Consider the following 23,233-nt stretch of genomic DNA (forward strand, 5'->3'; position numbering starts at 1 on the left):
CCTCGATAGCTCAGTCGGTAGAGCAATCGGCTGTTAACCGATCGGTCGTAGGTTCGAGTCCTACTCGAGGAGCCATTTTTATTGGCCCGTTGGTCAAGCGGTTAAGACACCGCCCTTTCACGGCGGTATCCCGGGTTCGATTCCCGGACGGGTCACCACATGGACGATTAGCTCAGCTGGGAGAGCGCCTGCCTTACAAGCAGGATGTCGGCAGTTCGATCCTGTCATCGTCCACCAAAGCAAACGGTTATCTTCGGATGACCGTTTTTTAGTATGTAAAAAGTACATATGGGTATAAAAATACATATGGTCATGTAGATAAATAAAGGAGTACAACTATTATAGTTGTACTCCTTTTGTTGTAATGTTTATATAGTTTTATGTAAAAAAATATATAGTTGCTATGGTTGTACTTTCAAAATATATAGTTAGTTCTTGTTATATCTAAAAAATATAAATTTTATTATAGGCACATCTGGAAACTACATATTTAACGTGGTGCATACATGATGATATATACACCTACGAGGCATACAAGGCCGCCGATGATATCGTACATATCTGGTCGTAAGCCGTCCACAAGCCAGCCCCATAGAATAGAGAGGGCAATGAATACGCCGCCGTATGCTGCGTATACTTTGCCGAAGCTTGCTTCTGGCTGGAAGGTGGGGATGATGCCGTATAAGAATAAAATAAAAGCACCTGCGATTAGGTAAATAGGTCCTTTGTCGTCACGCATATAGAGCCATACGAGATATCCGCCACCGATTTCCGCAAGTCCTGCTAGTATAAAGAATAGAATAGATAAGAGCATAATAACCTCACTGTATTCTTGCTGTATTAATTGAAATCTATTCTCTATTGTACAACTTAGGACAAGAGAGGGCAATTGTTTTGTATAGATAGGTCATTTGTTGTTTATAGTAAAACCCCGTATACCAAAAGGTATACGGGGTCTATTCGTTATTATAAACGTGGTGGTGATTCGCTGTGCACATAATCCATGAAGGTATGCATGGTTTCTGTTTTAGAATTATTCTTCTTAAATGCGAAGCACACTTGTAGTTTGAATGGTTTTTCTAAAGGTACAAAGCCATCATTGATGTTTAAAGACGTTAAAATTTGGCGTGCTACGATGCAACCAGATTTATTCTTTTGACAGTAGTCGATCATTGTATATGGATTGGATAGACGGCTACCGCGGATGTGTAGGTTTTGTTGACCGTTCCCAACATAGTTTTTTAATGTGCGATACATAAAGTATTTAGGTGGATACATGAGCAGTGGTTGTTGCTGGATAGCTTTTAAACTGGCTGTTTCCATACCGTTCACTAAGTTTGGTGCATAGTATACAAATTCGTCTTCTCTAAGCGCGGTGGATTCGTATGCGGACATATCCTTATTATTAGGTAAATAGAGTAATGCAATATCGATGCGGTTTTCTCGTAAGTCGAGCATCAATTCTTCTTCTTCCATATCGTAAATACTAACAGAGAATTCAGGATGGTTTTGGAAGAAGTGGGAAACGTAACCGTTTAGACGGATATCCCCAAGACTACGTAATACACCAATGTTTAGAATTGGGCGTTCAACCTTGCTAGCCAAACGAATAGATTGGATAGCGCGTTCCAATGTGTCGAGAACTTGTTCTGCTTCTGGTAGGAATAACTCACCTTCTGGTGTTAAACGGCTACCTCTTGTAGAACGGGAGATTAATTTCACACCAACTAAACGCTCTAATTTTTTCATTTGAGCGCTGAAAGCTGATTGTGTAATATTCATAGATTGTGCAGCTAATGTAAAGCTTCCTGTTTTATTATAGGTAATAAAACTTTGTAGCTCTTGCATTGTAGGTAACTCTTTCATGTTATTCCCCCAACTTAGACATAAGACTCCAATGATACCTATTACCTTACTTATTCATATTGTAGCATACTATAATTGATTTTTCATCTAAATCTATAAAATATGATGAAACATGCACAACCGATATAGTACGTTGTATTATCGTAAAAAAGTGTAATTAAAAATTGTGATTATGCACTTATTTCAATGACTTTCACAAGTATCGATAATTGACATAACTAGATGAAAATGATATTATACTTGGGTACCATTATGTATAGGTACAGGTTTATTTTAATCTTATGAGGTGATAATCACATGGCAACGAGAAGAGAGGCTCGATTCAAACTTTGTCGTCGCTTTGGTGTGAACGTATTCGGTCACGCAAAAGCCTTGAATCGCGTCAAAAAAGACCAACGTCAGAAGAAAATGTCTGAGTATGGCACACAATTATTAGAAAAACAAAAAGTTAAAGCTTACTACAACTTGCTAGAACGCCAGTTCGTACGCTATTATGATAAAGCGAAAAAAATGCAAGGTGTTACAGGTCAAAACATGTTGATCCTTTTGGAACAACGTCTTGATAACCTTGTATATCGCATCGGCTTCGGTAACTCCATTCGTCAAGCTCGTCAAATGGTAAACCATGGCCACATCTTGGTAAACGGTCGTCGCGTAGACATTCCTTCCTTCTCCTGCAAACCAGGCGATGTAATCGAATTGCGCGAAGCATCTCGTGATAACGAATTGTTCAAAACTAACTTCCAAGAACTTCGTTCTTTCGAACTTCCTTACATTGAAAAAGACTTGGAAGGCTTCAAAGCTACATTCACTCGTCTTCCTCAACGTGAAGAACTTCCTATCGAAGTTAACGAAACACTTATCGTCGAATTGTACTCCAAATAATTTGGCGTCATTTCCCGCAGTGCTTTGCACTGCGGGTTTTTGTATGTTGTGGGTATTGTTTATAAAAGTAGAGCTATCATAAAAAATTAAATTTTAGAGTTTAATCGAGTATAACCTATTATAATAGCAGTGCTTATAATTATCCCCAGTCCACATATAAAAAATATATCATGTAGCGGTAATATATTTGCTAAGTTTGTAAATATAGTTATTGATAATATTGATCCAATAGAGAAGCCTGTACTTACAGAACCGCTAGCTAATGTTAACTCTTCCTGTGAAAAAATAGATTGTATATATGCATGAACTAAAACAACGGCTGTAAATAATAATATTTCAGATATACTATATAGAATATAAAGTTGTTCTATTGTTTCTATATAGCCTATGCAAAAAATACTTCCTCCATATAGTATAAAAAGAGGGAACAAAACTTTTTTAAAACTCGTTGCTAAGTTAATAGTAAAATATTTAGCAAGAAGTCCAAAAATAATGAATGATGCCAATCTAGAGATTGTTTGTGTATATCCATACTGACTATCAGTTAAATGTAAGATATCTTTAATAAATATTAATAGTAGAATTGGAATACACATATAAAATATTCTAGCTAATATACCCAAATAAACTATAAAATTAATTTTTTTATTTAGGAATAATAATTTATATCCTTTTATTAAAAGTTGAATGCGGTCATATATGCTTTGTCTAATAGTTTTTTGGGAGATAGTTGAGTGTGATTGTATTCTCACATTTCTATTTAATCGATAAAGTAGGTAGGCTGAAATAATATAAGTAATTGCATCAATAACAAACACCATCGTTAAAGAGTAATTAATTATAACGCTAAATAATAAGGAACCACTTATCAATGCAAAACGATTAATAGACCGGAGCAGTGCATTAAATTTGACTAGATCATTTGTTATATTAGGTATAAAAGAAAGTCTAGCGATTCCTAAAATTTTATTATTAAAACCTATAAGAAAAGCTATGATATATACTAAATAAAGGTTATCTATGAAAACAAAAATTAATAATATAAAACCCGAAACTATTTCAGGAACTACCATAGACCACATTAAGCCTTTTTCTTTTACCAGTATCCCTAAAAATGGGCCTAATAACATTCCAACTAATAATGTTGCTATCGTAACTGCCCCTGTATTAAAGGGACTGTGGGTGGTATTAAATATATATGTTATAAAGCCTAGTGTTGTTGCTGTGCTTCCCATTGTCGAAAAAAATAGAGCACTATTTAAGAAAAATGAGTTCTTATTTTCTAGATTCATATTATCATCTCCTAGATTATAGAAGTACAGATATAATATGTATTGTTTTACAAAATCTAAACTAAACTTTTATCAATTTCTGATATTATATATTCATAATTCTATATAAATATATAAATTTCCTGCACAATATAAAGTAATATGTAATATAAGTAGGTTTCTGCTAATGAAAGATAATAAAGGGAACTATTCATTTTTATTATTTAGAGGAGATACTAATGGATTTTATACGTGTTGAGTTAGAAGAAAAATATTTTGCAGATGTTGAGCCTTGGGAAGAGTATATAGCTTTTAGTGTATATATCAAAAGTGGAGACTTTTCTGGTTGAGGTACATTTGTTTATACTGTAAATGAATTTAGAGAATTAATCAGTCAACTCAAATTAATATATATAACATTAGATGGAGACATTCGTATTGCTTATGATGATTCGGATGATTATGTCCATATTATATGTAAATCATATGGACAGATAAAAGTAGAAGCTCAATTAGGAGGCAGTTGGCGTGATAATTGGGTTAAACTTCTTCTTAATACTGATCAGACCGTATTGAATAAGGTAATACAGCAATGTAATTCTATATTAAAAAATTAATTTGATGACAGCATATAACCACTAAATTTTAATTGACACAAACCCATAAAATCTGTATACTATTTTGAGTAAGCTTTAGTCGTGTTTCCATTAGCCCCGGAAGCAAAGGACAAGCTGATTTTGGTAGAATTATGACGTTATTAGGAGGATATGCAGCATGAAAACTACATATATGGCCAATCCGAACACAATCGAACGGAAATGGTATGTTGTTGACGCTGAAGGTAAAACTTTAGGACGCCTTGCTGCCGAAGTTGCAAAAGTTCTTCGGGGCAAAAATAAACCAACTTTCACACCACACGTAGACACTGGTGACCATGTGATCGTTGTAAACGCTGAAAAAATTCGCGTAACTGGTAAAAAATTGGAACAAAAGGAATACTTCCGTCACTCTGGTTACCCAGGTGGTTCCCGTTTCACTAAATTGTCCATGATGCTTGAAAAACAACCTGAACGTGTTGTTGAAATGGCAGTTCGTGGTATGCTTCCAAAAAATAAATTGGGTGCACAACAATACCGCAAATTAAACGTATACGCTGGTCCTGAGCATCCACATGCAGCTCAAAAACCAGAAGTGTTAGAAATTTCCGTACGATAATCTAGAGGGAGGAATATATAATGGCAGTAGCACAATATTACGGCACTGGTCGTAGAAAATCTTCCGTTGCTAGAGTTCGTCTGGTACCGGGAACAGGTAAAATCACTGTTAATAAACGTGAACTTAATGATTATTTCGGTCGCCAAACTTTGGAATTGATCGTAAAACAACCTTTGAATTTGACTAACACAGTTGAACAATATGATGTTATCGCAACTGTAGCTGGTGGCGGTCCTTCCGGTCAAGCTGGTGCAATTCGTCACGGTATTTCCCGTGCGTTATTGGACGTAGATGGTGAACTTCGTCAATCTTTGAAAAAAGCTGGCTTCTTGACTCGTGACCCACGTATGAAAGAACGTAAAAAATACGGTCTTAAAAAAGCCCGCAAAGCAAGCCAATTCTCCAAACGTTAATATTTGGAATACAGGGTATTACACCTGCAGACAATGTCTGCAGGTGTTTTTGCATTATTAGATAATTTTTAATACTCAAGTCAGTTTAATTTTCATTCTTTCATTTACATCTATATTTAATTCTCCTATAATAGATATATAATAATCGAATTTTTTCGAAAATAGATTTTTATATAGGAGAAATCATATGATTTATAATACAATTCAGTACGTAGTGGACAACGGTATTGGTACGTTGACCTTTAATCGGCCAACCGTAGCCAATGGTTTTAATATCGAGATGTGCAAGGAGATCCTTGAGGTCTTAGATAAAGCTCATAATGATGAAAGCGTGCGTGCATTGCTCATTAATGCAGAGGGTAAGGTATTCTCTGCGGGTGGCGATTTAACAGAGATGGAGCGCGCTGTAAACGAAGGGGATACTGAGTCTTTATTTGAAATTGTTGAGCTGGTAGCTGAGATTTCTATGGCTATGAAGAAATTACCAAAACCTGTTATCATGAGCCTTCAAGGTGCTGCAGCAGGTGCTGCCTTCAATATGGCTTTGGCAGCGGACTTTGTTGTGGCTGCTAATAACGTACGCTTTATTCAAGCCTTCGTAAATGTAGGTCTTGCTCCTGATGCGGGCGGGTTATTCTTGTTAACTCGCTCTATTGGTATGAATCGTGCTATGCATATTGTCATGACCGGTGAAGCCGTATCTGCTGAAAAGGGTAAGGAACTTGGCTTTGTGTATAAGGTTTGTGAATTAGAAGATTTAGAGACTGCTACAAGACGCCTCGTTGAGAAATTGGCAAAAGGGCCTGCACAATCTTACCGCGTTATGAAGGAAATGATGTGGAATAGCTTCTTAGCGGGTTGGGAAGAGTACAAGAAGTTTGAAGTAGAAAACCAATGTGCATTAGGTCTTTCAGAGGACTTCAAAGAAGGAGTCCGTGCTTTCACAGAGCGTCGCCGTCCTAAATTTGGTCAACAATAATATTGATTTATGAATATACGGAATGGAATTTCCTGTAATTCATAGGTAAATACAAATATAATTAGAACCGATGTGGCTCCAACTATTGAGTTACATCGGTTTTGCTTTCATTACACAGAAAAAGTGTATATAATAGAACTATTGAAATAGTTTTAGGAGGTCATTATTACATGGCTCAAGATACAATTAAATGTTATGACAGCCCTAGCGATGTAGTTCAAGCATTGGCAGAGGATTTTATTGCTTTCACCAACGAGGAAATCAATCGCACTGAAACGTGTGTTGTTGGTATTACGGGCGGGACTGTTATTAATGGTTTATTAGAATTGCTTAATTCCCCAGAATATATAGAGCGCCTCAATTGGGAACGCATATTCTTTGTGTGGACTGATGAGCGATTCTTACCGCAATCTCATGAGGATAATTACTTCAATCGCGTGAAACCTTATTTGTTGTGTAAGGCGAAAGGGGCGGCTCATTTCTTGCCAATCAATACAGATTCTAAAACTGTAATAGAAGCGGCAGCGGAATACGAGAAAGAGGTTAAGAATGTTCTCAAGGCTTGTAAAAAAAGTGGCCTAGATTTGGCATTGCTCGATCTTGGCGAAGATGGTCATACAGCCGGTCTATTTGCAGGTTCTCATGCATTGCGTGTCACAGATCAAGACGTGGTAGCTGTTGAGGATGGAAAGGTGTGGGAACGTATTTCTATGACCTTTTCGTTCTTAGCAAAATCTGATGCGGTTTGGTTTACCGTAACTGGTGAAAGTAAGCGAACTGCTTTGACAAAGGTATTGTATCAACGCGAAGATTACGAGGATTTACCTTGGGAAAAACGCATTGGTCGTGTATTGCCTGGAGCGGTGCTTTCACAAGAAGCTATGACCTGGTATGTGGACAAGGCAGCCTATGATGATGTACACTAAAGAGTATAAGTAGTAGTAAAAATAAAGGAGATACATATGGGGTCTATAGGAACACCTGAATTAATAGTTATATTAGTGATTGCTCTAGTTATCTTCGGACCTGGTAAATTGCCTGAAGTCGGTAAAGCTATTGGTAAAGGCATCAATGAGTTTAAAGATGCTATTTCGGGGCCTAAAAAGGCTGTTGATGAAACGAAAGAAGCCGTTAAGAAAGCGACTACTATCGATGTGACAGCAGGGGCTAAGAACGACGATAAACATAAAGAAGCTAAGGATTAATAGGAGGTAACACTATGTGCAAAGATTGTGGTTGTGGCGAAGATAATGGCGTTGTAACAAAGGTATTTACTGTACCGGGGATGATGTGCAACAACTGTAAAGAAACAGTTGAAGGTGCATCTCTAGGTTTGCCTGGCGTATTAAGTGCAGAAGTAGATTTGCCAGAAAAGACAGCTACCGTTTCTTTTGATCCAACAAAAGTATCTGTAGAAGTTATTACAAAAGCCATTGAACGAACTGGCTTTGAAGTGACAGGCGTTGCAGACGGTGTACAAAAACATAGTCATGGATTACTAGGCACTTTGAAACGTCTCTTCAAATAATCGAACCGATGGAGCTGTATTGAAACCTTGTTTCGATGCAGCCCTTTTTTGTTTAAAGAGGTAATACGATGATACGTAAGTTTGATGCTAAAAATTTTAAGTGGGATGGTATTGAAACCTTGGTATATAAACAAGATGGTAGTCCTTTTAAAGATGTAACACGTCAAGTATTATATGATGGTGCTTATGATATTCCGTGTCAATTCCGCTATTTTGAATGTTTGCCAGGGGGATATTCTACCTTGGAGTATCACGATCATACGCATATGGTTATGATATTTCGCGGCAAGGGGCAAGTCTTATTGGGCGATGAAATCCACGATGTAGAAACTGGTGATTTTATCGAAATTCCAGGCAAAACAATTCATCAGTTCCGTGCTAATAAGGGCGATTATATTGGTTTTCTTTGCTTGGTAAATCAAGATCGAGATAAGGTAAAATTATTATCCCCTGAAGAGATGGAAATGTTACGAGCAAATCCTAAAATCAAAGAATTCTTGGAAAGTTGTTAAGCCTGATGGAGGTTCTATGAATACTTTTACACGAGCGGCCCTTACCGTTTTAGTGGGCCTCGTTATTTGGTTTTTACCTCATACAGAGGCAATCAAGCCTGAAGGTTGGCATTTATTAGCTATCTTTACGGCTACTATTGTGGGCTTTATCTTACGTCCCTGGCCAACGGGTATTATGGCGCTTTTTGGTATTGTTGTAGCCGTAGCCACTAATTCCATCACTATGGTACAGGCTCTAGGTGGCTATGCAGAGGCGAATGTGTGGCTTATCGTAGCGGCCGTATTCTTTTCACGAGGTATTATTAATTCTGGCCTTGGTAAGCGTATTGCGTACACCTTGATTTGCTCTTTTGGCACAAGCTCATTAAAGCTTGCCTATGCGTTGGCTTGTACGGACTTGATTATTTCTCCAGCTACACCATCTAATACGGCGCGTGGAGGTGGTATTGTATTCCCCATTGTACAAAATATTTCCTTAGCTTTTGGTTCTGAACCTTATGGTAATACGGCCCGCCGCATTGGGGCGTACTTGATGACGACGGCACATACTATTAACACTATTACTGTGACGATCTTCTTGACCGCATGTAGCGGTAATTTGCTTATTACGTCTTTAGGTGCTAAACTGTTTGGCTATGATATATCTTGGTGGGAATGGTTCCAAGCAGGTGTCATTCCTGGTGTGATTTGTATGATTTTGATGCCTTGGTTTATCTATAAAATCTATCCACCAGAAATCAAGGAAACACCAGAGGCTGCTGTAATGGCTCAAAAAGAACTAGATGCTCTTGGACCTATTACGAAGGCTGAAATTTCTGTTGCTATTATCTTTGTACTTTGCATCTTGCTTTGGGCTACAGCAATTTGGACTAAGCTTCATCCTACAGTAGTAGCGATGATGGGGGTTCTGGCGTGTGTTGTGACTGGCTCTCTTACTTGGGAGGATATTTTGGGTGAACGTACCGGTTGGGATATCCTTATCTGGATGGGTACGCTTGTGGGCATGGCTGGGCTGCTTGGTAAACTCGGTGTAGTAGCTGTGTTTGCAGACTTTGTAAGTCAACATTTAGCTGGCTTTGACTGGTTCTGGGCATCCTTTATCATTTCCGCTACCTTTGTGTACTCTCAGTATTTCTTTGCCAGTGGTACGGCGCGTATTACAGCTTTATTCTCCGCCTTTGCAGCCATTTTAGTGGCGATGGGGGCTCCTATTCCGTTTACGATATTGCTCTTTGGTTTGATGAACAGTCCTGGCTGTACATTGACTCATTATAGTTCAGGTGTAACACCAATCTTCTTCGGTGCTGGCTATGTGCCACAAGGTACATGGTGGCGCGTAGGTCTTGCCATTTCCGTGGTGAGCTTCCTCATTCATTTCTGGGGCGGCACTTTTGGCATGTGGCTCTTTGGTATTTTATAATATATTCAATCCCTCACTACGGTGAGGGATTTTTCTTGTTATATCTATATTTTTTATACCTTACTAGGTTTGCTATAGTTTTTGGGTATGGTGAACTTCATAAAAAAACTATGATGAATCTATAGAATTTATTGTGAATTATCTTGCGCGGGATAATATAACGTGTTATTATTATTCCGTGATTATTATTACAGAATATTTTAGGAGGAAACATGTTAGGTTTAGTCATTAGCTTATTGATTATTGCGCTAGTCGTGATTATTAATGACATTCGAATTATGAACAACAACTTAACACGTTTTTGTCTTAGAAGTTCCGCGAATGGTTTAATATACAATCAATAAGATTTGACTATATGGTTTGTTTCTTATGTGTATATTTTCCAAGGGGTACATAGGATTATTTATGTATATAGGAATTCTGTAAACAAAAGGAATATCATTTGTAAACTTTTAAGACGATTCATTGGAATCGTCTTTTTTTATGCGTCGTGAAAGCTGTCCAAGTGGATGCTTTCAAAAGTGAGGAGATTAACATGAGTTGTAGAAGTGACAATTTGAAAACAGGCGTAGCACGTGCACCACACAGATCTTTATTAAAAGCTCTGGGTTTTGTTGATGAAGAAATGGGTAGACCAGTCATCGGTATTGCCAACTCTTTCAATGAAATCATCCCTGGTCACGTAGGCCTGAAAAATATTGTACAAGCCGTAAAAGACGGTATTCGCAACGCAGGTGGTGTGCCAATCGAGTTCAATACTATCGGTATTTGCGATGGTTTGGCAATGAACCATATCGGCATGAAATACTCCTTAGTTACACGTAATATCATTGCAGATTCTATCGAAGCTACTGCTATGGCTACACCATTCGATGCGATGGTATTCATTCCAAATTGCGATAAGGTAGTGCCAGGCATGTTGATTGCAGCTGCTCGCCTTAATATCCCATCTGTATTCGTATCTGGTGGGGCCATGCTCGCTGGTGTACATAAAGGTAAAAAAATTGGTTTGTCCGACGTATTCGAAGCCGTAGGCAAACATCAAACTGGTGAAATGGATGATGCTGAGTTAGCTGATATCGAAAATACGGCATGTCCTACATGTGGTTCTTGCTCTGGTATGTATACGGCAAATACAATGAACTGCTTAACAGAAGCTCTCGGTATGGGCCTTCCTGGCAATGGTACAATCCCAGCGGTATATTCTGAACGTTTGCGTTTAGCTAAGTTAGCTGGTATGCAAGCGGTAGAGATATTAAAAGCAAACCTTCGCCCTAAAGATATTATGACTCGTGAAGCCTTTGAAAATGCGGTAGCTCTTGATATGGCTTTGGGCGGTTCCTCTAATACGGCGCTTCATTTACCGGCTATTGCTCACGAAGCAGGTGTACCATTATCCTTAGACGATTTTGATCGCATCGCTCAAAATACACCTCAATTATCTAAATTATCTCCATCTGGCGTATACTTCATTGAAGACTTGTACGCTGCAGGTGGTGTATCTGCCGTGTTGAAACGTTTAGCAGAAAATGGTCGCCTTCATACAGATTGCAAAACTGTTGCTCTTAAAACACAAGGTGAAATTGCAGCGGCAGCTCATGTTGTGGATGAAGATGTTATTCACCCATGGGATAATCCAGTACATGAAACTGGTGGTATCGCGGTTCTTAAAGGTAACCTTGCTGTAGATGGTTCCGTTGTAAAAGCCGGTGCCGTAGATGCAGATATGCTTGTTCACTCTGGTCCAGCAAAGGTATTCAACAGTGAAGAAGAAGCGGTTGAAGCTATTACAGGCGGTAAAATCGTGAAAGGTGATGTTGTAGTTATCCGTTACGAAGGCCCTAAAGGCGGTCCTGGTATGCGTGAAATGTTGACTCCAACATCTATGATTGCCGGTATGGGTCTAGATAAAGATGTAGCATTGTTGACAGATGGACGCTTCTCCGGTGCTACTCGTGGTGCATCCATCGGACATGTATCTCCAGAAGCAGCTGCAGGCGGTACCATTGCTATCGTTGAAAATGGTGATATTATCAACATCGATATTCCAAACGGTAAATTGGAACTAGCTGTATCTGATGATGAAATCACTCGTCGTAAAGCTGCATTGAAACCGTTCAAATCCAATGTAACTGGATATCTTAAAAAATACGCTCTTCACGTATCCTCTGCTGCACAAGGTGCTATCGAAGTATTTGAAGACTAATACTAGACTTTCATTTAATACTAACTAGAGGAGATAGTGTACATGCACAAATTATATGATTTTATGGAGGCTCGAGAGCGATTAAGCACAATCACGGTGAAAACGAAATTGCTTCACAGCGATGTGTTTTCTGACGAGTGCGAAAATGATGTATATATCAAGCCAGAAAACTTGCAAATAACAGGCTCTTTTAAGGTTCGTGGAGCTTATAATAAAATTGCAAAGCTGACAGAAGAGGAAAAGGCGCGCGGTGTTATCGCTGCGTCTGCTGGTAATCATGCACAAGGCGTGGCCCTTGCCGCGAAACGCCTTGGCATTAAAGCGACTATTGTTATGCCGAAACACACGCCTCTTATAAAGGTTAATGCAACAAAACAGTACGGCGCAGATGTCGTATTACATGGTGAAATCTATGATGAAGCTTGCCAAAAAGCGATGGAACTCCAACAAGAACATGGTTATGTGTTCGTCCATCCCTTCGATGATGAAGATGTAATTGAAGGGCAAGGGACAATTGCTCTCGAGGTTCTCGATGAACTTCCTGATGCAGATGTATTGCTTGTTCCTGTTGGGGGCGGTGGTATCGTATCTGGTATTGCGGCAGCGGCAAAATTAAAAAATCCGCGCGTTAAGATTATCGGTGTAGAGCCTGAAGGTGCCGCAAGTGCAATCGCTGCATTAAAGGCTGATCATCCGGTACCACTCGATGAAGTAGCGACGATTGCAGATGGTACGGCAGTACGCCAAATTGGTGAAACTACATTAGAATATATCAAGCAATATGTAGATGACATTATTACTGTTTCAGACTACGAATTGATGGAAGCATTCCTGTTGCTTGTTGAAAAACATAAATTAGTAGCAGAAAATTCCGGTATTTTACCATTGGCAGGTCTTAGAAAATTGAACTGCACAGGTAAAAAGGTTGTAGCCATTGTCAGTGGAGGTAATATCGACGTACTTACCATTTCCTCTATGATTAATAAAGGTCTTGTCGTACGTGGTCGTATCTTTACTTTCTCCGTTAACCTTCCTGATAAACCAGGCCAGTTAGTGGCTGTATCTCAAATGTTAGCCGATGCAGATGCAAATGTTATTAAACTTGACCATAATCAGTTCAAAAACCTTGACCGTTTCCATGAAGTGGAATTGCAAGTAACGGTAGAAACAAATGGTGAAGAGCACATCCAACACATTATTGATACTTTCAAACATAATGGCTACATTATTAAACGTTTAAATTCCAGCGAAATATTGTCTGAATAGCTGGGTGAAAGGGTTCCTATGAGCGCAGAAACAATCAATGGGGCACGCATTGTCCTTGAAACATTGCATCGCCTTGGTGTAACCGATATGTTCGGCTATCCAGGTGGCGCGGTAATTCCAATTTATGATGAAATATATAGCTTCCCTGAAATTAAACATTACTTCGTCCGTCATGAACAAGGTGCTGCACATGCGGCAGATGGCTATGCTCGCGTATCTGGTCGCGTAGGTGTATGTCTTGCTACCTCTGGCCCTGGCGCAACGAATCTTGTAACAGGTATTATGACTGCGTACATGGATTCCGTACCTATGGTGGCCATTACAGGTCAGGTTGGTCGCCCTTTTATCGGTAAGGACTCCTTTCAAGAGGCGGATATCCAAGGCATTACGATGCCTATAACCAAGCATAACTATCTTGTTCAAGATATTCATGATTTGCCTCGCATCATTAAAGAGGCGTACTTTATTGCTGGCACAGGTCGTCCAGGCCCTGTACTCATCGATATTCCTAAGGATATTCAAACCGAAAAAATATCCATGGCGGAATACAACAAATTGTACGAAGTACCTATTCATCTTGAAGGCTATGATCCAACCTATAAAGGTCATCAAGGTCAAATCAAAAAAGCAGCTACTCTCATCAAAAATGCAAAGCGCCCACTTATCATTGCTGGGGCAGGCGTATTGAAGTCTGGTGCTATGGATGAGCTTAAAGAATTAGCTGAAAAGGCTCAAATTCCGGTGACGAATACATTAGTTGGTCTTGGTGGCTTCCCAGGAGATCACGAATTGGCTCTTGGCATGGTTGGTATGCATGGTTCTGTAGCCGCTAATAATAGTACAGATGAGGCAGATCTCGTGATTGCTGCAGGGATTCGTTTCCATGACCGCATTACAGGCCATCCAGATTTCTTCTGTAAAAAAGCTAAAATCATCCATATTGATATCGATCCAGCTGAAATTGATAAGAATGTTACAATCAACGTGCCTATCGTAGGGGATTTAAAACAGGTATTAACGGAGCTTAATGCTCTTGTAGAACCTACAACTCATGAAGCGTGGCTTGAGCAAATCCGAGAATGGCAAGCGGAATACCCTATGGTAATCCCTGAGTCTAAAAATGGTGTATTGCATGCACAATATGTGTTATCTGAGCTTAATAAGATTGCCAAGGAAGATGCCATAATCGTAAGTGACGTCGGTCAACATCAAATGTGGGCGGCTCAATTCTTAACTCATAAAAAACCTCATACTATCGTTACCTCTGGCGGTGCGGGTACCATGGGGTATGGTTTGCCGGCGGCTATTGGGGCTCAAGTAGGGGCGCCTAAGAAGCAAGTTATCCTTGTTGTCGGTGATGGCGGGTTCCAAATGACTTGTGAAGAGCTCATGATGGTTCGCCAATATAATTTGCCAATCAAGATTGTTATTATTAACAACGGCTATCTTGGTATGGTTCGTCAATGGCAAGAAATCTTCAATGATAGACGCTACTCCTATGTAGATTTGGAAGTGAGTCCGAACTTCGTGAAACTCGCAGATGCATTTGACTTGAAAGCAGCGCGTCTAGATAATGTTGAAACTTTCAACAAAGAATTTAAATCATACATTACATCGGATGAAAGCATTGTCTTGGACTGTCGCGTTGAACGAGAGGATAATGTATTGCCAATGATCCCAGCAGGCGGCACGATAAGCGGTATGATGGGTAAGAAAGGGGTGCTATAATGGCGAAAGAACATCAAGTCTTAATCATTGCAAAAAATGCACCAGGTATTGGTACACGTATTTTGGCACTCTTTAACCGTCGTGGCTTTAACGTTACAAAAATGACATCTGGCATTACAAATCAGCCAGGTTATGCACGTATTACTATTACTGTAGAGGCCGATGATCGAATTCTCGATCAAGTACAAAAACAAATCTACAAGCTCATCGATGTTGTTAAGGTTAAAGTGTTTGAAGATCATGATGTGGTATGCCGTGAGTTAATGCTTATTAAGGTAAAAGCATCTGCTTCTACAAGATCACAAATTGTACAGATTGCCGATGTATATCGTGGTAATGTGTTAGATATTTCTCCTACATCTATGATCATTGAAGTCATTGGCAGTGTAGAAAAATTACGTGGCTTCATTCAAATTATGGAAACCTATGGTATTCTTGAAATTGCCAAAACAGGTATCACCGCTATGAGTCGCGGAGAAAAAATGTAGGAGCTGATAACGTGGGGCGTGAATTACTCCATTATGAAAATGTCTGCTTTCGCCGTGATGGTAGACCTATTTTAGATAATGTAAATTGGCATATAGAGAACGGTGAACATTGGGCCTTATTAGGGCTTAATGGGGCTGGTAAATCAACGCTACTCAGCATGATACCTGCTTATCAAATTCCCACAACGGGTACTTTACGTGTGTTTGGCAAGGAATTTGGTAAATATGCGTGGCCCAAAATCAAGGCTAGACTAGGATTTGTTAGCTCTGCGCTTGGACAATTTCAGTCAACCTTAGATAAACAAGTCGTTGAAGATATCGTTATTTCTGGTGCATTTAGTAGCATTGGTATATACCAAGAGGTAGCACCTGAGGTGCGCCAACGAGGTATGCAATTATTATCTGAATTTGGACTAGACTATTTGGAAGGTCATCGTTTTCGCACCTTATCTGCTGGCGAACAGCGCCGGGTATTGTTAGCGAGGTCTATTATGGCAAATCCAGAATTATTGATTTTGGATGAGCCTTGCTCTGGTTTGGACTTACCAGCGAGGGAGCAGTTTTTACGCACCGTATCCACTTTGGTAGCTGAGCAGCAGACACCGATTATCTATGTGTCACATCAAATTGAAGAGATACTACCATTTATTACTCATGTAGCTATCTTGCGAGAGGGTAAGATGATTCATGCAGGTCCTAAATATAAGGTACTAACTGATGATATTTTATCTGATGTCTTTGGACTTTCCGTACAAGTTGTATGGAAAGATGATCGTCCATGGGTGATGGTTCGGTAGTTATCAAATTTTTTTATCAGAGGCTTAAAACTTGGCTTACTGATACTAAATTAATGTACGCCACATCTTGCAAAAATTTGTTAGATTGTGTACAGTATATATAATCTATATTCTATTGAATATGTTTGGAGGTTGTCTAATATGGCAGGTAAAATTTTAGGTACTACAGTTTATTATGATGCAGATTGTAATTTAAGCAAATTGGAAGGCAAAAAAATTACAGTTTTAGGTTACGGCTCTCAAGGTCATGCTCATGCATTGAACTTGAAAGAAAATGGTATGGACGTAACAATTGGTCTTCGCGGTGGTTCTTCTAGCTGGAAAGCGGCTGAAGAAGCAGGTCTTACAGTAAAAGAAACTGCAGAAGCCGTTAAAGGCGCTGATATCGTTATGGTATTGATTCCAGACGAATTGCAAGCAGACGTATATGCACAAGATATTGCTCCAAACTTGAAACAAGGTGCGTACTTGGCATTTGCTCATGGCTTTAACATTCACTTTGGTAAAATCGTACCTCGTGAAGACATCAATGTATTCATGGTAGCTCCTAAAGGTCCTGGTCATTTAGTACGTCGTACATACCAAGAAGGTTCTGGCGTTCCTTGCTTATACGCTGTAGAAAAAGATCCATCTGGTGATACTGAAGAAGTTGCATTAGCATGGGCTTCTGGTATCGGTGGTGGCCGTTCCGGTATCTTGGAAACTAACTTCAAATCTGAAACTGAAACTGACCTCTTCGGTGAACAAGCTGTATTGTGCGGCGGTGTTACTGAATTGATCAAAACTGGTTTCGAAGTATTAACAGAAGCTGGTTATGAACCTGTAAACGCTTACTTTGAATGCTTGCATGAAATGAAATTGATCGTAGACCTTATCTACGAAGGTGGCTTCCAAAAAATGCGCCACTCCATCTCCAACACTGCTGAATACGGCGATTACCATGCAGGTCCTCGCGTAATCACTGCAGATACTAAAAAAGCTATGGAACAAATCTTGGCGGATATTCAATCTGGTAAATTTGCTGATGAATTCTTAGCAGATTCCAAAAATGGTCAAAAATTCCTTAAAGAACATCGCGAAGCAGCTGCTAATCATCCAATTGAACCAGTTGGCGCAGAACTTCGCAACTTGATGAGCTGGTTAAAATAAGAGTATTACTTAGGTAATCTTTTGTGAGATTATATGCTTATTAAAAGCGACCCCGTAAGGGGTCGCTATTTTTTATCTTTTCTTACATTATTTTGGGCCATCTTGACGATTACATCGAAAATATTGGAATCAAATATGGTATAATAAAAAGTAATATTTGAAAGGAGTGTGGCATGGATTTTTACACATTAGCCTATGTTGAAAGTCAGGCTGTAATAGGTCAAACTTGGGGCTTTATTATAATTGTAGCTGTTCTATTAGCATTGCTCATTTTGGGAGTACAAGTATTGCGAAATGGTTTTACTAGTCGCTATCGTGACTTGATGATTATATTGTCTTTAATCGTAGTGTTCTTCTTAGGGCTTGAATACCAAGAGTATAATCGAATGAAAACCTATTCTGAGGACTCCTCTCGTATGGCTCAATTTTTACATTCTTTTAGTTCAGATCGTTCCGTACCGAGTGACCAATTGGCGGTTAACTCCTTAAAGATTCGTAATGGTATGATTTTAAAAGTAAGTGACGCTTACTATGAGGTTCAATTTAATCCAGAATTTTCAACCTATACGATTACACGTGTTTATAAGGTAAGCCCTATAGATCGAATTCACGATAAAGAGGATGCATTACAATAAGGAGGACCACATATGACAGAAGCTATGGCCGTCTATGGGATGGTCTTTGCAAAACTCGCCATCGGTCTCTTGGCGATTATTCTACAAATCAATTTAATGGGTAAGGGCAATTTAGCCCCAACCTCTGCTTTAGACCAATTGCAAAACTACGTACTTGGTGGTATTATCGGTGCCATTATTTACAATGATCAAATTGGCATTTTACAGTTTATGTTAGTTCTTATTTTATGGACTATCCTCGTAATGACTCTTAAGTTTTTAAAAGGGAATCTTCGTATTTTTAAAGCAATTCTTGATGGTCATCCAGTTATAGTAATCGAAAAAGGTCATATTCTAACAGAAGAATGTATGCGTTATGGTATACAAGCGGCTGAACTTAAATTAAAACTTCGTGCTGCCGGTGTTCAATATGTTACGGATGTTAAGCGTGCCGTATTGGAGCAAAACGGTCAGCTCAACGTGGTTCAATTCGGTGAAGATAATATTCGATTTGACCTTATCGATGATGGTCAAATTAATCAGTTTACCCTCGATGTAATTGAAAAAGATAGAGATTGGCTTGAACAAGAAATCCAAGCTCAAGGATACTCTGTTAAGGACATATATATTGCAGAATATAAAGATGAAAAAGTTGTTGTATATCCTTATGAAAGAAAACATCGCCCACAAATTGTAAGCACTCTTAAAAGTAAGACCGCTCATACTAAGGATAAATTGAAATCTAAATTGTAATATCTATTGGTTTTTTATTATAGGCGAAATTAGTATTATGTAATTTTATAGATGTACAAATGATATGTAAAGTGTTATTAAGCCCACTATTCGTAGTGGGCTTATATAGAAAGGAAATTAGTGAATCGTAAAGATTTAATTGATCGATTACAAGAATTATATAAAGATGAAGACAGTCGGGTAACAGTAAATCCTCATGCAGGGCAAAAAGTAGCTATCGTTTATCCGAATACATACTTTGTGGGCATGAGTAATCTTGGACTTCATATCATTTATGAGGAAATCAATTTACGAAATGATAGCGTCTGCGAACGAATCTTCTTGCCTGAGAAAAAGGAATTAGAAGCTTACGATAAGACTAAGACTCCGCTTATGAGCGTTGAAACACAAAGGCCTATGCATCAATTTGATGTAGTTGCTTTTGATGTCACCTTCGAAATGGATTATTTCCATATTCCTTTGATGTTGCGCCATGGCCGTGTACCTATCATGGGAAAAGACCGTACCGAATTTGACCCTATCGTTATTGCAGGGGGCCCTTGTGCGACCTTTAACCCTGAGCCTTTTGCCGACTTTATCGATGCTTTTATCATCGGTGAAGGGGAAGGTATCGTCAGTCGCGTACTAGATATCATTCGAGATGGAAAAATGGAAGGCTTGGATCGTCACGCTATTTTACGTCAATTAGCGGATGTATCGGGTGTTTACGTACCATCCCTGTATGTGCCGATTTACAATGAAGATGGTGAATTTAAAGGCTATGATATTGCTGAGGGCGTGCCTAAAACGATCAAACGTCACTTTGAAATGCTCACTAGCGGTGGTGAAACGGTAGTAGCTACGAACTATACTGAATTTGGTGCTATGTATATCATCGAAGTAGCCCGTGGTTGTGGTCGGCACTGTCGCTTCTGTATGGCTGGATATTGCTTCCGCGTACCGCGTGTACGTCCTTTGGACATTTTGAAAGAAGGCGTAGAGCGCGCAGAAAAGCTAGGCAAAAAGGTGGGACTCATGGGTGCTGCTATTTCGGATTATCCCGAGGTAGATGAGCTAGTTAATTATATTCGCTCTAAAGATATGCGTTACTCTTGTGCATCCTTGCGTGCTGACTCGTTAACACAAGCCGTGGTGGATGGACTAGCGGATAGTGGACAAAAGACGATTACCATTGCCCCAGAAACGGGTAGTGAACGGTTGCGTCGCGTCATTAACAAGGGTATCAGTGAAGAGCATTTACAAAATGCAGCTACCTTATCTGCAAAGTCAGGTATTCAGCACATGCGCTTATATATAATGATTGGGCTGCCAACGGAAACCGATGAAGATATTGAGGCTATTGTAGGTCTTGCGGAAAGGACGCAGGCTCATATGGAAAAAGTTGGCTGTAAAGGTCGTTTGACGCTCAGTATCAATCCCTTTATTCCGAAGCCTTTTACACCGTTCCAATGGATGGCCATGGATAATCAAAAAGCGGTGGAGAAAAAGTTACAATATATAAAGAAAGCATTGCAAAAGAATCGCCGTATTGAGGTTCTCGTAGAGTCTCCTAAAGAGGCGTACATTCAAGGAGTTCTCGCTCGTGGAGATCGTCGCTTAGGCGCTGTCATTGCAGCATGTGCAGCCGATCGGGGCAGTAAATCTTTTAAGTCCGAAATGAAGGCTGCTGGCCTGGATATGGATAATATGAATTATCGTGAACGCAGTTTTGATGAATTCTTGCCATGGAGCCATTTAGATATGGGCATGCAGGAGGGCTATCTTGAAATGGAATGGAAACGATCTATCGATGAAGCATATACCCCTCCATGTGCAGCAGGTTGTAAACGCTGTGGCGTTTGTAAATAGGAGGAACAGATGAATCAATCTGTAAAACGTATAGATGTGAAAGGCCCTCATGGAACATGGTCTTATGAGGCGCCAAGCTGGGTTGATCGATTTCCCATTGTTATGGGCGATACCTATCGTCATGGTGGTGTATCTAAAGTTCCTTATGAATCATTAAACCTAGCGTTTCATGTAGGGGATGAAGCTCAAAGCGTACGAGAAAATCGAGCTATTGTTGCGAAATATTTAGGTGTTGAACCAAATCGTATTTCTTGTGGCAATCAAGTCCATGGTTTAAAGGCTGTAGAAATCACAGAAGACCTTGTTGGGGCAGGTGCTTTTGGAGAAGATACGGCCATCGATGATTGTGATGCGGTATTTACAAATCTACCGCATGTGCCATTATTTCTGTTCACAGCAGACTGCGTTGGCGTAGGTATTTACGATGCTAAACATCATGCGATTGCTACGGCGCATGCAGGTTGGCGTGGTGCCATTGGCCGCTTACCAGTACTTACTATTGAGGCCATGAAAGAGGCTTATGGGACCGAGTTCAAAGATTGCTATATATATCTTGGGCCTAGTATTGGCCCAGAGTCCTTTGAAGTAGATATAGAACTAGGTAAACGCTTTGAATTAGCATGGAGAGATATGACAGACAGAGATGCATCTGATGTTGTCAATTATCCTGGTGATAAATTAGATAAGGCTTATATCAATTTATGGAACTTTATTGGTGAGGATCTCGTTGTAAATGGAGTTCCTTCAGAGCATATCACGATTGGTGGTACCGATAGTGTAAGTGAAGTAGACTGTTATTCCTATCGTCGAGAGGCAGGCCTAACAGGTCGCATGGCCTTATTTGCGATGTTACAAGACCGATAAAATTCGGATTTCACAGGAATCATAATAAAGTATGATATTTTATATATATATACATGCTTGGATTTGTGGAAGGGATAAGCCTTAAATCATGTACATTTGACCTTAAATACTATATAATAAAATAGTCTATACAAATATATTTGATGATTATGATATATAGATTGAAGGGGGCATTCACGTGATTGAAGAATCCCTACACGCTATACAGCAGCGCATGGCCGATGCTATGGCGCGTGTTGGTCGCGTAGATACAGCATTATTAGTGGCGGTTACAAAGAACCACCCTGTGTCGGCTGTGGAAGAGGTCGCACGGCTCGGTGTCACTCATGTAGGAGAAAATCGAGTACAAGAGGCCAAAGAAAAACAGCTAACCTATAAGGGGCCACAATTAACATGGCATTTGATTGGTCATTTACAGGTCAATAAGGTGCGCCAAGCGGTTCCTATGTTTGATTTAATTCATTCTGTGGATAGCCGTAAATTATTAGATGAAATCGAAAAGGTTGCTGCAAAGCACGATAAAATACAAGATGTATTACTGCAAGTCAATGTGGCCCGCGAAGCTTCTAAAACGGGAATGACCATCGAAGAGTTTCCAGAAATACGAGATTATGCAAAAACATTGCCTCATGTACGCGTAAGGGGCTTGATGTGTATGGCGCCATTTTTCGATGATCCACAGGAAGCTCGTCCAATCTTTCGCGTAGCGAATGCCTTGTTTGAGGATATGAAACGCTACTTTGAAGAAGGGCAGATTCAATATTTATCTATGGGGATGACTCATGACTTTGAGGTCGCTTTGGAAGAAGGGGCTAACATCGTTCGTGTAGGCACAGCAATTTTTGGGGAACGTGTATATTATTAAGGTTCGGGTTACCTGATAATCGGAAGCGTTAATTGTATTAGGAGGAAATCCAAATGGCATTGGGAGATTATTTAGACAAAGCAAAAAACTTATTCTTAGGCAGAACTGATGATGACTATGAATATGATGATTACGAATACGAAGATGAAGAGGAATACGAAGCTGAACCTACCCCAGTAGCAACAGCGGCTCCCGTGTCCGGCGCATCTGAATTTCATCCACGCAAGGTAGGAGGCCAATCTACGATGACACAACGTCCAACAGCTATGAAAGTAGTTGTAATTGAACCAAAAGTATTTGAAGACTCTGAAAATATTACACATCAATTGCGCGACATGCGTCCTGTATTGATTAATTTTGAAAATACAGACCCTCATGAAGCAGCTCGTATTGTAGATTTCGTATCTGGTGCGACCTATGCATTGGATGGCAAATTGGAAAAAGTAGGTAAAGACATTTTCATGTGTGTACCTGTAAATATTTCGATTGATTATAATGACAATGAAAGCAACACAACTGAGCAAAACGAATACTCTTGGGAAAATAAATAATCTCTCTATAAATGG

General features: G+C 39.5%; 24 protein-coding genes, 2 tRNA genes and 1 pseudogene. 24 read left to right on the top strand and 3 right to left on the bottom strand.

Annotation, left to right across the window (positions count from 1 at the left end):
• Positions 1 to 83 precede the first annotated feature (83 nt).
• Both E7L28_RS07315 and E7L28_RS07320 read left to right on the top strand, forming a co-directional pair.
• Positions 84 to 158 (top strand) — tRNA-Glu (locus E7L28_RS07315).
• Between the two features lie 3 nt (positions 159 to 161).
• A tRNA-Val gene (locus E7L28_RS07320) sits at positions 162 to 237 on the top strand.
• A gap of 253 nt (positions 238 to 490) precedes the next feature.
• Here the strand turns inward: E7L28_RS07320 and E7L28_RS07325 are convergent.
• Positions 491 to 814, bottom strand: a complete 324-nt coding sequence (locus tag E7L28_RS07325) for a YnfA family protein (RefSeq protein WP_004695177.1) — start codon at positions 812 to 814, stop codon at positions 491 to 493.
• A gap of 152 nt (positions 815 to 966) precedes the next feature.
• Positions 967 to 1,866, bottom strand: a complete 900-nt coding sequence (locus tag E7L28_RS07330) for a LysR family transcriptional regulator (protein WP_004696868.1) — start codon at positions 1,864 to 1,866, stop codon at positions 967 to 969.
• A gap of 297 nt (positions 1,867 to 2,163) precedes the next feature.
• Between E7L28_RS07330 and rpsD the strand changes: the two genes are divergently transcribed.
• Positions 2,164 to 2,751: a 30S ribosomal protein S4 gene (gene rpsD, locus E7L28_RS07335; RefSeq protein WP_004696900.1), complete on the top strand. Its 588-nt coding sequence runs from the start codon at positions 2,164 to 2,166 to the stop codon at positions 2,749 to 2,751.
• Positions 2,752 to 2,837: 86 nt separating this feature from the next.
• Here the strand turns inward: rpsD and E7L28_RS07340 are convergent, their stop codons facing one another.
• On the bottom strand, positions 2,838 to 4,043 hold the full coding sequence (locus E7L28_RS07340) for an MFS transporter (RefSeq protein WP_316691799.1): 1,206 nt from the start codon (positions 4,041 to 4,043) through the stop codon (positions 2,838 to 2,840).
• Positions 4,044 to 4,261: 218 nt separating this feature from the next.
• On the opposite strand from E7L28_RS07340, the pseudogene E7L28_RS09845 reads away from it, so the two are divergent.
• From E7L28_RS09845 to E7L28_RS07440, 21 genes and pseudogenes are all read left to right on the top strand, one after another.
• Positions 4,262 to 4,639, top strand: a pseudogene (locus E7L28_RS09845) (WapI family immunity protein).
• Between the two features lie 157 nt (positions 4,640 to 4,796).
• Positions 4,797 to 5,237 carry a 50S ribosomal protein L13 gene (gene rplM / locus E7L28_RS07345; RefSeq protein WP_004695186.1) on the top strand — a complete coding sequence of 147 codons (441 nt, stop codon included), beginning with the start codon at positions 4,797 to 4,799 and terminating at the stop codon, positions 5,235 to 5,237.
• Between the two features lie 20 nt (positions 5,238 to 5,257).
• A complete protein-coding gene (gene rpsI, locus E7L28_RS07350; protein ID WP_004695188.1) occupies positions 5,258 to 5,650 on the top strand; it encodes a 30S ribosomal protein S9 in 393 nt (130 codons plus the stop codon).
• Positions 5,651 to 5,837: 187 nt separating this feature from the next.
• Complete coding sequence (gene fabM, locus E7L28_RS07355; RefSeq protein ID WP_004695189.1) at positions 5,838 to 6,629, top strand: trans-2-decenoyl-ACP isomerase; 792 nt, start codon at positions 5,838 to 5,840, stop codon at positions 6,627 to 6,629.
• A 170-nt stretch (positions 6,630 to 6,799) separates the two neighbouring features.
• Positions 6,800 to 7,555: a 6-phosphogluconolactonase gene (gene pgl, locus E7L28_RS07360; protein ID WP_077707619.1), complete on the top strand. Its 756-nt coding sequence runs from the start codon at positions 6,800 to 6,802 to the stop codon at positions 7,553 to 7,555.
• Positions 7,556 to 7,591: 36 nt separating this feature from the next.
• A complete protein-coding gene (locus E7L28_RS07365; RefSeq protein WP_008602548.1) occupies positions 7,592 to 7,834 on the top strand; it encodes a Sec-independent protein translocase subunit TatA/TatB in 243 nt (80 codons plus the stop codon).
• A gap of 14 nt (positions 7,835 to 7,848) precedes the next feature.
• The gene (locus E7L28_RS07370; RefSeq protein ID WP_008602550.1) at positions 7,849 to 8,157 is read left to right on the top strand and encodes a heavy-metal-associated domain-containing protein; all 309 of its coding nucleotides are present in this window, start codon (positions 7,849 to 7,851) and stop codon (positions 8,155 to 8,157) included.
• A 68-nt stretch (positions 8,158 to 8,225) separates the two neighbouring features.
• A complete protein-coding gene (locus E7L28_RS07375) occupies positions 8,226 to 8,669 on the top strand; it encodes a cupin domain-containing protein (RefSeq protein ID WP_008602552.1) in 444 nt (147 codons plus the stop codon).
• 16 nt (positions 8,670 to 8,685) lie between these two features.
• The gene (locus tag E7L28_RS07380) at positions 8,686 to 10,089 is read left to right on the top strand and encodes a DASS family sodium-coupled anion symporter (RefSeq protein WP_316058543.1); all 1,404 of its coding nucleotides are present in this window, start codon (positions 8,686 to 8,688) and stop codon (positions 10,087 to 10,089) included.
• A gap of 535 nt (positions 10,090 to 10,624) precedes the next feature.
• Positions 10,625 to 12,295, top strand: coding sequence for a dihydroxy-acid dehydratase (ilvD, locus tag E7L28_RS07385; RefSeq protein ID WP_008602556.1), 1,671 nt, complete (start codon positions 10,625 to 10,627; stop codon positions 12,293 to 12,295).
• A 42-nt stretch (positions 12,296 to 12,337) separates the two neighbouring features.
• Positions 12,338 to 13,561 (top strand): threonine ammonia-lyase, encoded by a 1,224-nt coding sequence (gene ilvA, locus E7L28_RS07390; RefSeq protein WP_227037385.1) that lies wholly within the window; start codon positions 12,338 to 12,340, stop codon positions 13,559 to 13,561.
• An 18-nt stretch (positions 13,562 to 13,579) separates the two neighbouring features.
• The gene (gene ilvB / locus E7L28_RS07395) at positions 13,580 to 15,289 is read left to right on the top strand and encodes a biosynthetic-type acetolactate synthase large subunit (protein WP_155086563.1); all 1,710 of its coding nucleotides are present in this window, start codon (positions 13,580 to 13,582) and stop codon (positions 15,287 to 15,289) included.
• Entirely contained in the window at positions 15,289 to 15,777 is a 489-nt protein-coding gene (gene ilvN, locus E7L28_RS07400) for an acetolactate synthase small subunit (RefSeq protein WP_004695208.1), read from the top strand. Before ilvB ends, ilvN begins: the two co-directional genes overlap by 1 nt.
• An 11-nt stretch (positions 15,778 to 15,788) precedes the next feature.
• Positions 15,789 to 16,574 (top strand): ABC transporter ATP-binding protein, encoded by a 786-nt coding sequence (locus tag E7L28_RS07405; protein ID WP_287550468.1) that lies wholly within the window; start codon positions 15,789 to 15,791, stop codon positions 16,572 to 16,574.
• A 141-nt stretch (positions 16,575 to 16,715) separates the two neighbouring features.
• A complete protein-coding gene (gene ilvC / locus E7L28_RS07410) occupies positions 16,716 to 17,723 on the top strand; it encodes a ketol-acid reductoisomerase (RefSeq protein ID WP_004695212.1) in 1,008 nt (335 codons plus the stop codon).
• Positions 17,724 to 17,896: 173 nt separating this feature from the next.
• Complete coding sequence (locus tag E7L28_RS07415) at positions 17,897 to 18,358, top strand: DUF3290 family protein (protein ID WP_008602566.1); 462 nt, start codon at positions 17,897 to 17,899, stop codon at positions 18,356 to 18,358.
• 12 nt (positions 18,359 to 18,370) lie between these two features.
• Complete coding sequence (locus E7L28_RS07420) at positions 18,371 to 19,090, top strand: DUF421 domain-containing protein (protein ID WP_021148486.1); 720 nt, start codon at positions 18,371 to 18,373, stop codon at positions 19,088 to 19,090.
• Positions 19,091 to 19,210: 120 nt separating this feature from the next.
• Complete coding sequence (locus E7L28_RS07425; protein WP_287550467.1) at positions 19,211 to 20,938, top strand: TIGR03960 family B12-binding radical SAM protein; 1,728 nt, start codon at positions 19,211 to 19,213, stop codon at positions 20,936 to 20,938.
• 9 nt (positions 20,939 to 20,947) lie between these two features.
• Positions 20,948 to 21,802 carry a purine nucleoside phosphorylase YfiH/LACC1 family protein gene (locus E7L28_RS07430; RefSeq protein ID WP_316604159.1) on the top strand — a complete coding sequence of 285 codons (855 nt, stop codon included), beginning with the start codon at positions 20,948 to 20,950 and terminating at the stop codon, positions 21,800 to 21,802.
• Between the two features lie 178 nt (positions 21,803 to 21,980).
• Entirely contained in the window at positions 21,981 to 22,667 is a 687-nt protein-coding gene (locus tag E7L28_RS07435; protein ID WP_316604160.1) for a YggS family pyridoxal phosphate-dependent enzyme, read from the top strand.
• A gap of 53 nt (positions 22,668 to 22,720) precedes the next feature.
• Positions 22,721 to 23,218: a cell division protein SepF gene (locus E7L28_RS07440; RefSeq protein WP_004695224.1), complete on the top strand. Its 498-nt coding sequence runs from the start codon at positions 22,721 to 22,723 to the stop codon at positions 23,216 to 23,218.
• Positions 23,219 to 23,233 lie beyond the last annotated feature (15 nt).

The organism is Veillonella parvula (assembly GCF_032575955.1).
In the GTDB taxonomy this organism is placed as follows: Bacteria; Bacillota; Negativicutes; order Veillonellales; family Veillonellaceae; genus Veillonella; species Veillonella parvula_J.

Coding starts and splice junctions, on each gene's coding strand:
- E7L28_RS07440 (WP_004695224.1), top strand. CDS start 22,721: ATGGCATTGGGAGATTATTTAGACAAAGCAAAAAACTTATTCTTAGGC.
- E7L28_RS07380 (WP_316058543.1), top strand. CDS start 8,686: ATGAATACTTTTACACGAGCGGCCCTTACCGTTTTAGTGGGCCTCGTT.
- fabM (WP_004695189.1), top strand. CDS start 5,838: ATGATTTATAATACAATTCAGTACGTAGTGGACAACGGTATTGGTACG.
- E7L28_RS07365 (WP_008602548.1), top strand. CDS start 7,592: ATGGGGTCTATAGGAACACCTGAATTAATAGTTATATTAGTGATTGCT.
- ilvA (WP_227037385.1), top strand. CDS start 12,338: ATGCACAAATTATATGATTTTATGGAGGCTCGAGAGCGATTAAGCACA.
- E7L28_RS07340 (WP_316691799.1), bottom strand. CDS start 4,043: ATGAATCTAGAAAATAAGAACTCATTTTTCTTAAATAGTGCTCTATTT.
- E7L28_RS07325 (WP_004695177.1), bottom strand. CDS start 814: ATGCTCTTATCTATTCTATTCTTTATACTAGCAGGACTTGCGGAAATC.
- rpsI (WP_004695188.1), top strand. CDS start 5,258: ATGGCAGTAGCACAATATTACGGCACTGGTCGTAGAAAATCTTCCGTT.
- ilvC (WP_004695212.1), top strand. CDS start 16,716: ATGGCAGGTAAAATTTTAGGTACTACAGTTTATTATGATGCAGATTGT.
- pgl (WP_077707619.1), top strand. CDS start 6,800: ATGGCTCAAGATACAATTAAATGTTATGACAGCCCTAGCGATGTAGTT.
- ilvB (WP_155086563.1), top strand. CDS start 13,580: ATGAGCGCAGAAACAATCAATGGGGCACGCATTGTCCTTGAAACATTG.
- rpsD (WP_004696900.1), top strand. CDS start 2,164: ATGGCAACGAGAAGAGAGGCTCGATTCAAACTTTGTCGTCGCTTTGGT.
- E7L28_RS07375 (WP_008602552.1), top strand. CDS start 8,226: ATGATACGTAAGTTTGATGCTAAAAATTTTAAGTGGGATGGTATTGAA.
- ilvD (WP_008602556.1), top strand. CDS start 10,625: ATGAGTTGTAGAAGTGACAATTTGAAAACAGGCGTAGCACGTGCACCA.
- E7L28_RS07430 (WP_316604159.1), top strand. CDS start 20,948: ATGAATCAATCTGTAAAACGTATAGATGTGAAAGGCCCTCATGGAACA.
- E7L28_RS07330 (WP_004696868.1), bottom strand. CDS start 1,866: ATGAAAGAGTTACCTACAATGCAAGAGCTACAAAGTTTTATTACCTAT.
- E7L28_RS07370 (WP_008602550.1), top strand. CDS start 7,849: ATGTGCAAAGATTGTGGTTGTGGCGAAGATAATGGCGTTGTAACAAAG.
- rplM (WP_004695186.1), top strand. CDS start 4,797: ATGAAAACTACATATATGGCCAATCCGAACACAATCGAACGGAAATGG.
- E7L28_RS07415 (WP_008602566.1), top strand. CDS start 17,897: ATGGATTTTTACACATTAGCCTATGTTGAAAGTCAGGCTGTAATAGGT.
- E7L28_RS07420 (WP_021148486.1), top strand. CDS start 18,371: ATGACAGAAGCTATGGCCGTCTATGGGATGGTCTTTGCAAAACTCGCC.
- ilvN (WP_004695208.1), top strand. CDS start 15,289: ATGGCGAAAGAACATCAAGTCTTAATCATTGCAAAAAATGCACCAGGT.